Source organism: Stieleria tagensis, assembly GCF_024129865.1.
GTDB classification, from domain to species: Bacteria; Planctomycetota; Planctomycetia; order Pirellulales; family Pirellulaceae; genus Stieleria; species Stieleria tagensis.
Genome location: NZ_JAMYFE010000046.1, coordinates 91,577 through 104,611, shown reverse-complemented (window position 1 = coordinate 104,611; position 13,035 = coordinate 91,577). Strand labels below are relative to the sequence as shown.

General features: G+C 55.7%; 9 protein-coding genes. 5 read left to right on the top strand and 4 right to left on the bottom strand.

Annotated elements, in window-relative coordinates; all coding sequences use genetic code 11:
• The first annotated feature begins 321 nt into the window (after positions 1–321).
• Positions 322–1,083, top strand: a complete 762-nt coding sequence (locus tag NHH03_RS11340; protein WP_253156134.1) for a ThuA domain-containing protein — start codon at positions 322–324, stop codon at positions 1,081–1,083.
• A gap of 96 nt (positions 1,084–1,179) precedes the next feature.
• On the opposite strand, the gene NHH03_RS11335 is transcribed toward NHH03_RS11340, so the two are convergent.
• The 3 genes from NHH03_RS11335 to NHH03_RS11325 form a co-directional block, all read right to left on the bottom strand.
• Positions 1,180–2,418 (bottom strand): DUF1559 domain-containing protein, encoded by a 1,239-nt coding sequence (locus NHH03_RS11335; RefSeq protein WP_253156133.1) that lies wholly within the window; start codon positions 2,416–2,418, stop codon positions 1,180–1,182.
• A gap of 404 nt (positions 2,419–2,822) precedes the next feature.
• Positions 2,823–3,029, bottom strand: coding sequence for a hypothetical protein (locus NHH03_RS11330; RefSeq protein ID WP_253156131.1), 207 nt, complete (start codon positions 3,027–3,029; stop codon positions 2,823–2,825).
• A 242-nt stretch (positions 3,030–3,271) separates the two neighbouring features.
• A complete protein-coding gene (locus tag NHH03_RS11325; protein WP_253156129.1) occupies positions 3,272–5,122 on the bottom strand; it encodes a serine/threonine-protein kinase in 1,851 nt (616 codons plus the stop codon).
• A gap of 509 nt (positions 5,123–5,631) precedes the next feature.
• On the opposite strand from NHH03_RS11325, the gene NHH03_RS11320 reads away from it, so the two are divergent.
• Both NHH03_RS11320 and NHH03_RS11315 read left to right on the top strand, forming a co-directional pair.
• Positions 5,632–6,018: a hypothetical protein gene (locus NHH03_RS11320; RefSeq protein WP_253156127.1), complete on the top strand. Its 387-nt coding sequence runs from the start codon at positions 5,632–5,634 to the stop codon at positions 6,016–6,018.
• Positions 6,019–6,066: 48 nt separating this feature from the next.
• Entirely contained in the window at positions 6,067–9,099 is a 3,033-nt protein-coding gene (locus tag NHH03_RS11315; protein WP_253156125.1) for a M28 family peptidase, read from the top strand.
• Here the strand turns inward: NHH03_RS11315 and NHH03_RS11310 are convergent.
• Complete coding sequence (locus tag NHH03_RS11310; protein WP_253156123.1) at positions 9,096–10,196, bottom strand: M14 family metallopeptidase; 1,101 nt, start codon at positions 10,194–10,196, stop codon at positions 9,096–9,098. The two genes, NHH03_RS11315 and NHH03_RS11310, sit on opposite strands and share 4 nt — an antisense overlap.
• Positions 10,197–10,308: 112 nt before the next feature.
• Here NHH03_RS11310 and NHH03_RS11305 point away from each other — a divergent pair, with 112 nt between their 5' ends.
• Together NHH03_RS11305 and NHH03_RS11300 are read left to right on the top strand one after the other, a co-directional pair.
• Positions 10,309–11,823 carry a sulfatase family protein gene (locus tag NHH03_RS11305; protein WP_253156110.1) on the top strand — a complete coding sequence of 505 codons (1,515 nt, stop codon included), beginning with the start codon at positions 10,309–10,311 and terminating at the stop codon, positions 11,821–11,823.
• 14 nt (positions 11,824–11,837) lie between these two features.
• Positions 11,838–13,025 (top strand): aminotransferase class V-fold PLP-dependent enzyme, encoded by a 1,188-nt coding sequence (locus tag NHH03_RS11300; protein ID WP_253156108.1) that lies wholly within the window; start codon positions 11,838–11,840, stop codon positions 13,023–13,025.
• The last annotated feature ends 10 nt before the right edge of the window (positions 13,026–13,035 follow it).

The following is a 13,035-nucleotide window of genomic DNA, read 5'->3' as shown; positions in this document are numbered from 1 at the left end:
AACGCCGTTGGCGTAGAGATGAGATTGAGTGCATGCGACTCTCCCAATGGGTGGCACGCGAAGCTGCACGACCTCCCCGCGGGAGAGTAAAGAGATCGAAGTGGCAATTTGCCGAGTCATTTGAGTTGAACAAGCTGTTTAGCGCTGGCTTCAAAATGCGTTTGCGATAAAAACGCAGACTCCCAACACGTGCGGGAGGATTTACACGACCAGCCAGCATTCTTTGAAAACACGCACCGGTCGACTAAAGTCTGCACACCAACCTGCTCCGTCCGGGGCCTGTTGCTCTGACGCTCCACTTTCACGACTTTAGGTTGCCCCATGCTTCGTCGTCATTTCACCCTCGCTCTGTGCGCCCTGTCTTTGGCCTGTGCCCTGTCGGCGTCCACCCACGCGGCCGACCCGGAACCCAAACCGCTGAACATCCTGCTGATCACCAGTGGATGCTGCCACGACTACGACTTTCAAACCAAATCGTTGCAATTGGCGTTTGAAAAGGCAGGCGTGCCGGCCAACTGGACGGTGGTCAACGAAGGCGGAACGGGGACCGACGCCGAAATCGATTTCTACGGCGAAACCGACTGGGCCAAAGGGTTTGACGTTTGCATTCACAACGAATGTTTCGCATCCACAACCGACGCGGAATACATCCGCAGTATCACCGGCCCACACTTCAATGGCCTGCCGGCGGTCGTGATCCACTGTGCCATGCACACCTACCGGGACGCAAAGATCGATGACTGGCGAAAACTGTTGGGCGTGACCAGCAAAAGGCATGACCACCAGAGTTCTTACAAAGTCGACGTGGTCGCCACCGACCATCCGATCATGAAGTCCTTTCCGGATGGACATGTGATCGAACTGGACGAACTCTACGTGATCGAAAAACTTTGGCCGAGCGCCACGTCGCTGGCAACCAGCACCAGCGAGAAAACGAACAAGAAGCACCCGGTGATTTGGACCAACCAATTCGGCAAGGCGCGCGTGTTCGGCACGACCTACGGACACTCCAACAAAACCTTCGAAGACCCAGTTTTTCTGAACCTGATCGTCAACGGAACCGTCTGGGCGACCAGCAAGTAGCCGGCATCGATTGCCCTGCGCAACAGGAAAGCCGGACCGCGGTCGATCAACCGCGGTCCGGCTTTTTTTAATTGACCCGACGTCGAACCCGAGGGACTAAATTTCCTGGTCGATCGTCTCGCGAAGTGCTCGGGTGCCCAAGGCGCCCCACAGACCGTAGGGACTGGGGTTGCCGGGAGCACGCACTCCGGTGCCATTCCACCAAATATTACCCGCGGTTTGGTCACCCGACTCAATTGAATCGGTGATGAATCGCACCGCACCATCACCCATCAAAATATGCACGCCGCCTTGATGCCGACTGCTGGGACCGTAAATGCCAGGCTGCCACGTGCTGGCGCCGGTGCTACAAAGCGGCGAGTTGGGAGGTGTGATCGTGGTGATCGTCGAAAACACCGGGAATCCGCAGGCCCATTTCAATCCACGCTGAATCTCCGCTCCACCCGCAAACGCCGATGAAGATGCCAACCAGAACGAGGGTCGCGTCGGATCAATTTCCGCCGCGTTGGTGCAACCCGACGGATCATTGATGATGGTATTGGCAAAGGAAGCGTCATCGATGACCTGGGTCGTCACATTTCGATCCCCCAGGTCGGTATTCATCTCGCCGGCCATGATGGTGTTGGACAGCCCGTCCAAAACGTCACGGAACGCCATCTTCACGCGAGATCGAAACATGCCACGACAAGCACTCGTAGCACGCGGATATTCCGTTGCATTGGGCAGTCCGTTCTCTTGAACTCCACCAGTGTTCTGCTGCCCCAACGCATCGCCAATGCAAACGCCATAGTTGGTTCGCCCTTGCGCTGGAAGTCCCACGCCAGGGTCACTCGGGCAACGCAACATCGGCACGTCTGTCATCCAGGGATCATAACGGGCAGTGGCATGAGCCGCCAAACCCATCTCAGGATTGGGACCCATCGCGCTGTAGAACAGCCCTGTACCCGCCGGGTCAGTCACTGCCAACGGATTGCTGACCTGCTCCCAAAGCCCCTGCTGCTCGACAAACGGCAACATCGGCACCAAGGCACTCAAGTTGTGTCGATTGTTGCCTCCGTAGGGGCCGTTCTGCGGCCGCGGTTGACCGGCCTGAGCAATGCTGCCGTAAACTCGCGATGTTCCCCCACGACTTTTCGGCAATTGCTTGTAGGCCGAATGATAGTTGTGCATTCCTAGCCCCAATTGCTTGAAATTATTGCTGCAACTCATTCGGCGGGCTGCTTCGCGTGCCGCTTGCACGGCGGGGAGTAATAACCCCACCAAAATTCCAATGATGGCAATCACAACGAGTAATTCCACCAATGTGAAACCTCGCTTCGGCGTGTCTAATTTCATTCCTGCTGCTCACTTATGAATTAAAAGAAATCTATAGGAAGATGATTTGATTCAGATTGATGCGTTTGCATCACGCAATGAATCAAAATCATGCTAAACGTCCACATCAGTCCGCCGTGATGGGACTGAATGTTGATCGTGATCAACGTGCCAAGGAGGGAAGCCGACTCACTTCAATGGAGATCGGCGCGAAGGCACTGTCGGCCCGAAGGCATTGGGGGGGGTGGGGGTCAACAACCGTTCGTCAAAACACTTTGCAAATGGCACAACGGCCAGATGGCACCATGAAATCAACACGTGCAGTTGGAACCGAAGGATGGGTTCAATGCCCCGGTTTGTTAACACCACTGACGACAAATGAGTGCCGTTATTGCACGCCTCGATCTGAAACTATCATTTGCAGATCAACCGTCTCCCGCGGCAAATTCACTGGCTTCATCCACAGGGCTACTGTCGGGCCCATCGACCTTGTCCGGATTGGCGTCGATGTACGATTGAATGTCATTGGTATCGGCCGTTGGTTTTGCTGATTCGCTACCACAACCGACCAGTAAACCCGCAACCAAAACAATAGCCGCGCTCGCAACCGGCAGACGCTGACAAAAATGCATTGCACTTATCCCATAAGATTCAAAACGGTTAATTGCCCCTCACAAAGTCGGGGAAGCTTATCGTGAACATTGCTCATGATCAGTACTTAAAAACCTTATGGCATCGGATCCAACATCAGGCAAGCGTTTAGGGTGACGGCCACCGCCTCCGATTTCAGCGACATCGATTGACTCCACTTGCGTCTTGCAGCGCATCCTCTCGGGGGGCATCAGCTGTGGGGCAATGGGTGCCTAATTGCGATTTAATGGTGCTGCCTGGCTTGCGTGATTTCTTGCCTGGCGCGCCAACGTTGGAACTCGCTGAAGTCGCGTGGCGAAAGTTGCTCCCAACTCTGCTCAGCGACCTCGGTGCCGGGAACATAGGTCGCGTAGGGCAACTGCCGCATCGCCACAACCGCTGTGGCGATCAACAGCCCCAACACCAACGTCAGCGGCAAGCCGACTCGGTAGGTCAGTGGTTTGACAAAGGGTTTGAACACCGCAGCAAACACCGATGGGACACCCCAGTGGAACGCCAGCAAGACGAGCCAGCAGAGCGACGTCACGATCACGATCACGGAACTGATTTGCACCCAATCCCGCAGCCATCCCACACGTCCGATGTCGCGGGGGTCACCATAGACTTCGAGCCAGCCGGCAAAGGCAGCCAACATCGGTCCGATCAACAATGGCGCAGCAATCAGCAAGCACAAACAGGCCAGTACAAACCGAGTGATGAAAAGAGGTTCGTGATCACCGGGCTCCTGCTCGCGCTGCAGCGCCACGCGAGCGAGCACAAAGGCCGTCACACACGTGATTAGAAATCCCATCAGGCCCGCCGCCTCGCCCTGAGGCTGATTGGCGATCAACAGCGAAAACATCGAGCCGCACAACAAAATGGCGAGTGACAAATACGAGGGGATTTCAACACGTGAATCATGCAACCAGCGGTTGCGCGCACCGGCCAAGAATTCTTCGCCTGCCTCAAATCCGGACGCGGCAATTCCACTCGCTGTCTCACCCACGCGGTGAATCGTCTCGCGAAATTGGCGGCGTTGTTTTTCAGGAAAGATCCTGACTGCTGCCGACGTTGGTGTGTCTTTCTCGATCGAATCGATATCGTCCATCAACTCGGATGCCGACGCGTACCGCTTTTCCGGTTGTTTCTCCAATGCCCGCAGCACCACTTCGTCCAACCGCACATCGATCAGTAGTTTGGTCAGCCCGTCGGATGTCGGTTGGCCCATTCGCTGACTCGGCGCGTCGAAACGTCCGATCGGCAATTCACCGGTCAACATCTCGTAGAACACCACACCCAACGCATAGATGTCCGCACGATGATCCACCGATTTTGGATTCTCCAGTTGTTCCGGAGCCATGTAGTGCACCGTTCCGACAACGCCTTGGGTGGGATCCGGTATCGGGGACGACTGTTCGTTATCCTGCGGATCGGCGTTGCCATCTGATTTCGGCAGCAACAATTTCGCCAGCCCAAAATCGGTGATTTTTAATCGCCCGCGGCTATCGAACAACAGGTTTTCGGGTTTGATGTCCCGATGCACCACACCTTCTTCGTGCGCATAGGACAGCGCGTCACACAACTGAGGAATGATCTCCAAGGCTTCGGTCGGTGATAACCTGCCTTGCGCCAACACCTCGCGCAAGTTGGCCCCTTCAACCAACTCCATCACTAACATGGCATACGGACCGGCTTGGCCGAAATCATGTACCGAAACGATATTGGGATGGTTTAGTTTCGCCAGTGCCCGCCCCTCTTGAGCAAACCGTTCTCGAAACCCTTTGCGTTCGGCAATTTGAGGTGGCAGAATTTTAATGGCGACCGGTCGGTCGAGTGATTTCTGACGTCCCAAGTAGACCGCGCCCATGCCGCCTTGGCCGATCAGGGCTTCGACATCATAGCCGACAATGTGCGGCGCAAGTTCTTCGATCGATGGCGGTAAAAAACTTTGCCCGGGGCCCAACGTAATCGCCACCGGAATGGGCTTGTCCCAGGGCGGGCGCAACAGACATCGCGGACATTGCAGTTCCAATTCGCTATCCGACGTCTGCGTCGGAATCGGCGTTTTGCAGCGGGGACATAAATTTTCTGACATCACTGAATCGGTGGCAGGAGGGACTCGGCAGATTTGGGCTCTGTCATCTCCTACACATGTTTTCGAGCTCGGTTACATCGTTTCGAAAAAAGTTTTTGAAATGGAGCTTTGCGAGGAGCCCATCCCCCAAGAAATCCACAACCCGAAATGTGAGTATTGAAGCCAGCGTTTTTCATCACAACCCGACGCGTGAGCGAGAGATTTAGGGCGTTAACGGGATCCCTCGCTGACGCGTCGGGTTTCCAAAAACAATGCCCCACGCAAAAGCGCTGGCTTCAAAACTAACGCGTCGAGTTACCAAACACCAATCCCTGATGCGAAAACGTAACTTCAAACACCTGAGCAGCCTTTTAGTATCTTCCAAATCAATACCCGGACAACCGAGTCTCAGATTGGTTCGGGGCCGCACCGGCGCCAATAATGATGGTGGACACAGCCCGATCATGCGGCGATGATGATCGGGAACATGCCCATTGATGGTGGGAATCAGGGAATTGGGAATCTGTGCCATGATCAGCTTGCTGAAATCAATGCTGCAACGATGGAATGATTGGTGCGGCGATCGCGAGATGGAGTTGGAAATCCGTAAGCACTTGTCGGCCAATGGGTACTATGGCAACACCGCACAGCTGAAGAATGTGCGTTTGATCGCGGTCCAACGTCCGGGGTGGTTGCAAGTGTTTCGATTCGAAGTGGTCGCTCGCGTCCAAGCCGCCGAAACCGAGGGTCCCGAACCGGAAGCGGTCTATGAACAATTGTTCGGATTGGTGCGCGAAGACATCCGACACAAAATGACTCGGGTCAGAGTGTTTCGTGACCCGAGGGAACGAAAACAGCTGTTTTCGCGCTGGGGCGACGGCTTGATCCAACTGCGCGGCGCCCACGGATTGGGGTAAACTGGATTGCCGACAGCCTGCCGTTTCTTTCCCACCTTTGAGAGTCCCATGAGACAGTTTGTATTTGCTTGGATGTTCACCGCCGCGACGTTCTGCGTAGCGACTGGCTCGATTGCACAGGAGGCTGCAGACTCCGTGGCGGTTGCGACCGAATTTTCGCCTGAGAAAGAACAGGAGTTCATTACCAATCCGCGGCAAATCACATTCGAAGGCTTGCGTGGCGGCGAAGGTTATTTCAGCAGCGACGCGTCGCAAATGGTGTTTCAAAGCGAACGGGATCCGGTCAATCCGTTCTATCAAATCTATTTGATGGACATGAACACGGGGGACATTGAAAAAGTTTCTCCCGGGTCAGGCAAAACGACCTGTGCATGGATCCACCCCGATGGTAGTCGAGTGTTGTTCTCCAGCACCCATCACGACGATCAATCGGTTGCCAAGCAGAACGAATTGCTGGAACTGCGGCGGACCGGCAAACAGCCTCGCTATGCCTGGGACTATGACCCTGAATTCGAGATCTACCAGCGAATGGAAGGCGGCGACTATCAGCGGTTGACCGACGCTCGTGGCTACGACGCGGAAGCCAGCTACAGCCCCGACGGCAGCCAGATCGTGTTCGCGTCGAACCGCGCCGCCTATTCGCGTGAACTGTCGGAAAAGGAAGCGGAACTGCTAAAGATCGACAAGTCGTACTTCATTGATCTGTACATCATGAACGCAGACGGCTCCAACATTCGCCAGCTGACGGACGTGGCCGGCTATGACGGCGGACCGTTTTTTTCACATGACGGCAAACGAATTTGTTGGCGACGTTTTTCCGAGGACGGCACGACGGCGGAAATCTACACGATGAATGTCGATGGAGACGACGTCAAACGATTGACCGAAATCGGAGCAATGAGCTGGGCGCCGTACTTTCATCCCAGTGGCGACTACCTGGTCTTCACGACCAACAAACACGGATTCAGCAATTTCGAATTGTATTGCGTCCGCGCCGATGGCCAGGGTGAACCGGTTCGAGTGACCTACACCGATGGGTTTGATGGGCTGCCGGTCTTTCTGCCAGACGGCGATCGATTGTCATGGACCAGCAATCGAACTCCACAGAAACGTTCGCAGATTTTTCTGGGCGACTGGAATGACAATGCGATTCGCCAACGGCTGGGATTAACCGGACCGGCGAGCGTTGACCGTGAAGCTGCCTTGCGCGCTGCGGAGGATTCGACACCGGAATTCACTCCTGCAGACATCGCCCGGCACGTCGACTATCTGACCCGCCCCGAACTGGAGGGTCGCTTGACCGGAACCGAAGGCGAACGGCGAGCGACGGCCTATGTGGCCGCGTATCTGGAGAGTCTAGGGTTTGTACCGGCCGGCGAATCGGGAACGTTCTTTGATGAGTTTGAGTTTCCGGCGGGCTGTTCCATCACCGACAACAACCAGTTGACCATCGGCGACAAGATCGGCGAGATCAACAAGGATTGGCGTCCGCTCGCGTTTTCCGCTGACGGGCGAATCGATCCCAGCGAAGTCGTGTTTGCCGGTTACGGACTACAGGTGCCTGGTACGGATGACGTGCAGGAATACGATAGTTACGTTCATTTGAATGTCGCCGATCGCTGGGTACTGGTGTTGCGTGACCTGCCACAGGACATCACCCCCGAACGCCGCCAGCAACTTGCCCGTTTCAGTTCCCCACGCCGCAAAGCCAGCTTTGCACGCGACCTGGGCGCCAAAGGAATCATCTTTGCATCCGGCCCCAACAGCCTGTTTCGCAACGAGTTGATCGGGTTCGATTCAGCCGCCTCGGCCAGTGGCGTCAGCATTGCAGCAATCTCGGTCAGCAATGAAATGGCCGCTGCGTTGTTCGCCGAATCGGACGGCGATCTCAAGGAACAGCAAACGCAATTGGACGACGGATCGTTGGCGATGGGATACATTCTGGAAGGATCCAAAGTCGCTACGACGATTGAAATTGAGCGCAAGACAGGCGTCGGACGAAACGTCGTCGCACGGTTGCCGACCGCCCCAGACAAACAACCGGTTTACCCACTGGTCATCGTCGGCGCGCACATCGATCACCTGGGTCGTGGCGCTGGCAGCAATTCACTGGCCAAAGACGATGAACTGGATCAAATCCACCAAGGCGCCGATGATAACGCTTCGGGCGTCGCTGCGATGTTGGAAATCGCGCAGTACCTAGCCGGCCAACAACGGTCGGGAAACTTGAACGCCAAACGTGACCTGGTCGTTGCCGCATGGAGCGGTGAGGAACTGGGCCTGTTCGGATCCCAGGCCTTTGTCGAATCGTTTGCGACGCTGTTCCCCGATGCGCCACAGGCCACCGTGGATCCTGAAGCCCAGCGGATGGCACTGGCGCATGGAATGGCCACTGACGCCGCACCGTTGACGCCGGCAATCGCCGCCTACCTGAACTTGGACATGGTCGGTCGCTTGCGAGAGAAACTGGTGATTCAGGGCATCGGATCATCGCCGAACTTTGAAACCGTGGTCAATCGCCGCAACGTGCCCATCGGGTTGCCATTGGCGCTCGACAAAACCAGCACTCGATTGCCCACCGACGCGTCGGCGTTCGTCGCCCGTGACGTGCCCATTTTGTCGGCCTTCACCGGCGCGCACGAGGACTACCACACGCCACGTGACACCAAGGAGAAATTGAATTACGAGGGCGCGTCAAAGACCGCGAACCTGCTGGCCTTGATCGCGCGGGGGATACTGACCGACGATGCGGTGCCGGAGTTCAAATTGGACGAAGGCGAGCAGCAACAGAAAGATGCCCCGCGAGCTCAATTGCGTGCATTCCTGGGGACCGTTCCCGATTATGCCGCTGGGAAAATCAAAGGATTGAAACTAAGTGGTGTTGCCGGCGATGGCCCGGCGGCCAAAGCAGGCGTGCAAGGCGGCGATGTCATCATCGAACTGGCCGGTCGCAAGATCGAGGACATCTATGACTACACCTACGCCATCGAAGCACTCAAGATCGGCCAAGAAACCGACATCACGGTGCGTCGCAACGACAAGGAAGTGAAACTGAAGATCACGCCCACGTCGCGAGATTAACGATCGGCTTCCAGAGCCGTCGTGGCTTGATCGATCACATCCAACGCGGATGCAAGGACCTGCTGTCGCCACTGGGGCGACCGCGGGCAAAAGCATTCCAGTAGTTCGCCCTGAATCGCTTGTTTTTGCGAATCGGATTTGTATCCATAGTGATAGCCACGGTTTTCCGCCCGCAGGGCCTTGAGCACTCGAAACGGAGAATACGTGCCGAATTCGGCGACCATGAATCGATAGTCCCGATCGTGGAAATGATGCTGCATCCAACTGCCGAATTGCCCCAGTATTTCAAAGGCCACCCGATCGGCATCTAGATCCGATCCTGCAGCCGGTTCAATCGAATCGGCACCGAATGTGGTTTCATACCAATCCAATGCATCGGCATCGGTGGCGTCACATAGTAGTAACTTGTAGGTCGCAAACGGCCCCAAAGCGGTGTGCAGATCCAGGTGCACGATGGTGTCGGTTTTGCCGATCCATTGGTCGCAGTGTCGCTGCACGATTTGTGCGGACTCGGCGGGGCCACTGCCGCCATAAAACAATCCCTGCGGGTACTCGAATTGGCCGCAGGAAATCGCATGTTGCACGGCGGTCGGCGTCAGTCGCCATCGATACCAAAGGGCTTTAGGAACAAACAGATCGATGCCGCCGGGCGGTGACAGGGGATTAATCAATGAATCCAGTTGCCGATACGCCGAATGCACGCCGCGGTAGGGATCCGGCGGGGTTTTGAAATTGCGATTCAAATCCACATTGTCTTCGGTGAATCGCCGGAGCTGATCGAAACCAAACGGATTGATGCCGTGAACCAAAACGTATCTCAGGCCCTCGATAGGCGGCGACGACGTAAACCGTTCGAGCAAGGCAAGCTGGACCGCCGATCCGAAAAATCCTTCGATGCCATGCACGGCTGACGTGAGAACCAGCGCGGGCGCATCATCAGGACCAAGCGTTGCCACATCAATCGCCAATGACGACGGAGACCGCTGGGAATCGATCGCATAGGAAGTGATTGTGGCATCCAGTGCACCAGCAGCGTTCAAAAACCGCTTCCGTGCATCAGAGTACGTCGGTGAAAAACAGCTCTGGAGCTCGTTCATGTACCTTTCCCGATGCTCCCTTGGAGAATTTCTGTTGTACCGCCGACCCGTTGAATCGCCAGCATGTTAGGCTGTCATTGATCCCTGATAACCCTTCACCGTAATAGTCCCCATGCAACACAACTATTTGCGCGCCATGATTCTAATCGTCTTCGCGATTGGTTCGGCGGTGATGAGCAGCGAGGCTGATTCTGCAGCAAAAACACAGCCCAACGTGCTACTGTTGGTGACCGACGAGCATAACTTTAGGACGCTAGGATGTTATCGCGATCTGTTACCGCAGGAACAGGCCGAAATGTGGGGACCCGGGGCCGTGGTGCCGACGCCACACTTGGATAGCCTGGCCAAACAGGGCGTGATTTGTACACGTGCCTATGCCACTGCACCGGTCTGTTCACCTTGTCGCGCGGCGATGATCACCGGTCGCTATCCACACAACACCGGCGTACCGACCAACAACAAAGTCCTGGACGGCAAGATTCCGACGCTGGCCGATCGCTTGAACGACGCCGGCTATCGGACCGCTTTTATTGGCAAGTGGCATTTGGGCGGTTCCGGCAAACCGGAATGGGCTCCCAAAGTCGACGGTGGGTTTCAATTTACGAAATTCATGTTCAATCGCGGTCACTGGAAAAAGTTCGTGTTGGAAAACGGCACACCGGCAGTCGGATCGACACGTAATGGCGAACCGACTTATGACGTTGGCGATGCCGATGAAAAAACATTTGCAACCGACTGGTTGACGGATCGTGCGATTGACTACATCACCGATCCCGTTCAAACGAAACCCTTTTTCACGGTGGTCAGTTACCCGGACCCGCACGGTCCGAATTCCGTTCGTGCACCCTACGATCATCGCTTTGACGATTTGCGATTCATCGCTCCTCGCACCTACGAAAGCGGTGTTCCGGCACCCAAGTGGTTGGGTGGTGGCAAGAACCATCCCATCTTTCGTGGCCAAGACATGTCACGCTATTTTGGAATGGTGCAGTGCATCGATGACAACATCGGGCGGTTGATTGAACAAATGAAATCGGTTGGATGTTTGGACAACACGCTGATCATCATGACCAGTGACCATGGTGATTTGTGCTACGAACATGATCGCCAAAACAAAGGCAATCCCTATGAAGGTTCCGCGCGGGTGCCGATGATTTGGCGACTGCCCGGCCAGATCGCTGCCGAACAGGTTTATACCGATCCGGTTGGCACCGTCGATGTGACACCCACGGTCATCGGAATGTTGGGGCTGGCGGCCGATCCAGACGACCAAGGAAGAGACCTGTCGAGCGTTTTGTCAGACGTCGCCAGTGCAGCGTCGACACCACAACCGAAACCGCTGACGTTCTTGCGCAATTCGGGAACCACCGCCCAGTGGGTGGCTGCGGTCGATGATCGATACAAGTTGATTTTATCAGTCAACGATGAACCGTGGTTGTTTGACGCCCAGCAAGACCCCGACGAACTATTGAATTTCTACATGCGTCCAGGTTCCCAAGGCGTCGCCGAACGATTGGGACGGGCACTGCGTCAGTACAGCATCGACAATCACGACCCTTATTTTCAAAACCCAAACATCGCGGCGTCACTCGACCAGGTGATCGGTACCGCCGCGGACAAACAATAATCGGAACGGAAGCCTTGCCAAACGAATTGAGAAAACGGTGGAGTCTAGATCCTGAACTTGATTTTCTAAACCATGGGTCATTTGGTGCGACTCCAACCGCTGTGCTGGATGAACAGCGCCGGCTGATCTTGCAACTGGAGGCTGACCCGATTCGTTTTTTGGCGCCCGAACGGGAGCTATTGCCAAAATTGGATCATGTCCGCCAGGTGATTGCGCGATTGGTTGGCGCAGCGGCCCGAGACATTGTTTTTGTTCGCAACACGACCGAAGGTGTCAGCGCGGTGGTGCGATCGTTTCCATTTCGCCGCGGAGACGAAGTCCTAATCACCAATCATGGCTACAACGCCTGCAATAACGCCGTTCGCTATGCGGCCCAGCGCAGCGGTGCCGACGTGGTGGTCGCCGAGGTTCCCTTTCCGATTCAATCAGCCGACCAGGTAATCGAAGCCATCGAGGATCGGTTGACCGATCGGACACGGTTGTTGATGGTCGATCATGTGACCAGCCCGACCGGATTGATCTTTCCAGTGACAGAGATCGTTGCCGCGGCGCGACAGCGCGGTGTGCGTGTGCTGATCGATGGATCACACGCGCCGGGCATGCTGGCGGTTGATTTGAACGAGATTCAACCGGACTATTACGTCGCCAACCATCACAAGTGGTTGTGTGGCCCCAAGACGTCAGCGTTCTTGTTTGCCCGCGGGGAACTTCAACCCGAAGTCCGAGCGACGGCGATCAGTCACGGGCCCAACCGCCCGGATTATGGGGAAACCAAGTTCCAAGCCGACTTCAGTTGGCCCGGAACGTTTGATCCAACGCCCCTTTTGGTGATGCCGTTTACACTGGACTTTTTAGGCAAATTGCATGACGGTGGGATAGATACACTGATGGCCGCCAATCGGCAGCTCGCCCTCGCAGGCCGACGTCGATTGTTGAACCGGTTGGAAATCGACGATCCTGCACCGGAGCAGATGATCGGCAGCTTGGCAACGATTCCGATTTCACAATCGACCGCGATTGGTGCCGACCAAGTTGCCGCGTTGCAACGACAGTTTGCCGAAAAAGATCGTATCGAGGTCCCCTTGTTTGGCTTTGATCAACATTCGGTCTGTGTCCGAATTTCGGCGCAAGCCTACAACCATTTGGACCAATTTGAACGGCTGGGTGACTTACTACAGCGAACGTTCCGATGCGGATCCTGATTCGGATGTT

Coding starts and splice junctions, on each gene's coding strand:
- NHH03_RS11340 (WP_253156134.1), top strand. CDS start 322: ATGCTTCGTCGTCATTTCACCCTCGCTCTGTGCGCCCTGTCTTTGGCC.
- NHH03_RS11335 (WP_253156133.1), bottom strand. CDS start 2,418: ATGAAATTAGACACGCCGAAGCGAGGTTTCACATTGGTGGAATTACTC.
- NHH03_RS11330 (WP_253156131.1), bottom strand. CDS start 3,029: ATGCATTTTTGTCAGCGTCTGCCGGTTGCGAGCGCGGCTATTGTTTTG.
- NHH03_RS11325 (WP_253156129.1), bottom strand. CDS start 5,122: ATGTCAGAAAATTTATGTCCCCGCTGCAAAACGCCGATTCCGACGCAG.
- NHH03_RS11320 (WP_253156127.1), top strand. CDS start 5,632: ATGATCAGCTTGCTGAAATCAATGCTGCAACGATGGAATGATTGGTGC.
- NHH03_RS11315 (WP_253156125.1), top strand. CDS start 6,067: ATGAGACAGTTTGTATTTGCTTGGATGTTCACCGCCGCGACGTTCTGC.
- NHH03_RS11310 (WP_253156123.1), bottom strand. CDS start 10,196: ATGAACGAGCTCCAGAGCTGTTTTTCACCGACGTACTCTGATGCACGG.
- NHH03_RS11305 (WP_253156110.1), top strand. CDS start 10,309: ATGCAACACAACTATTTGCGCGCCATGATTCTAATCGTCTTCGCGATT.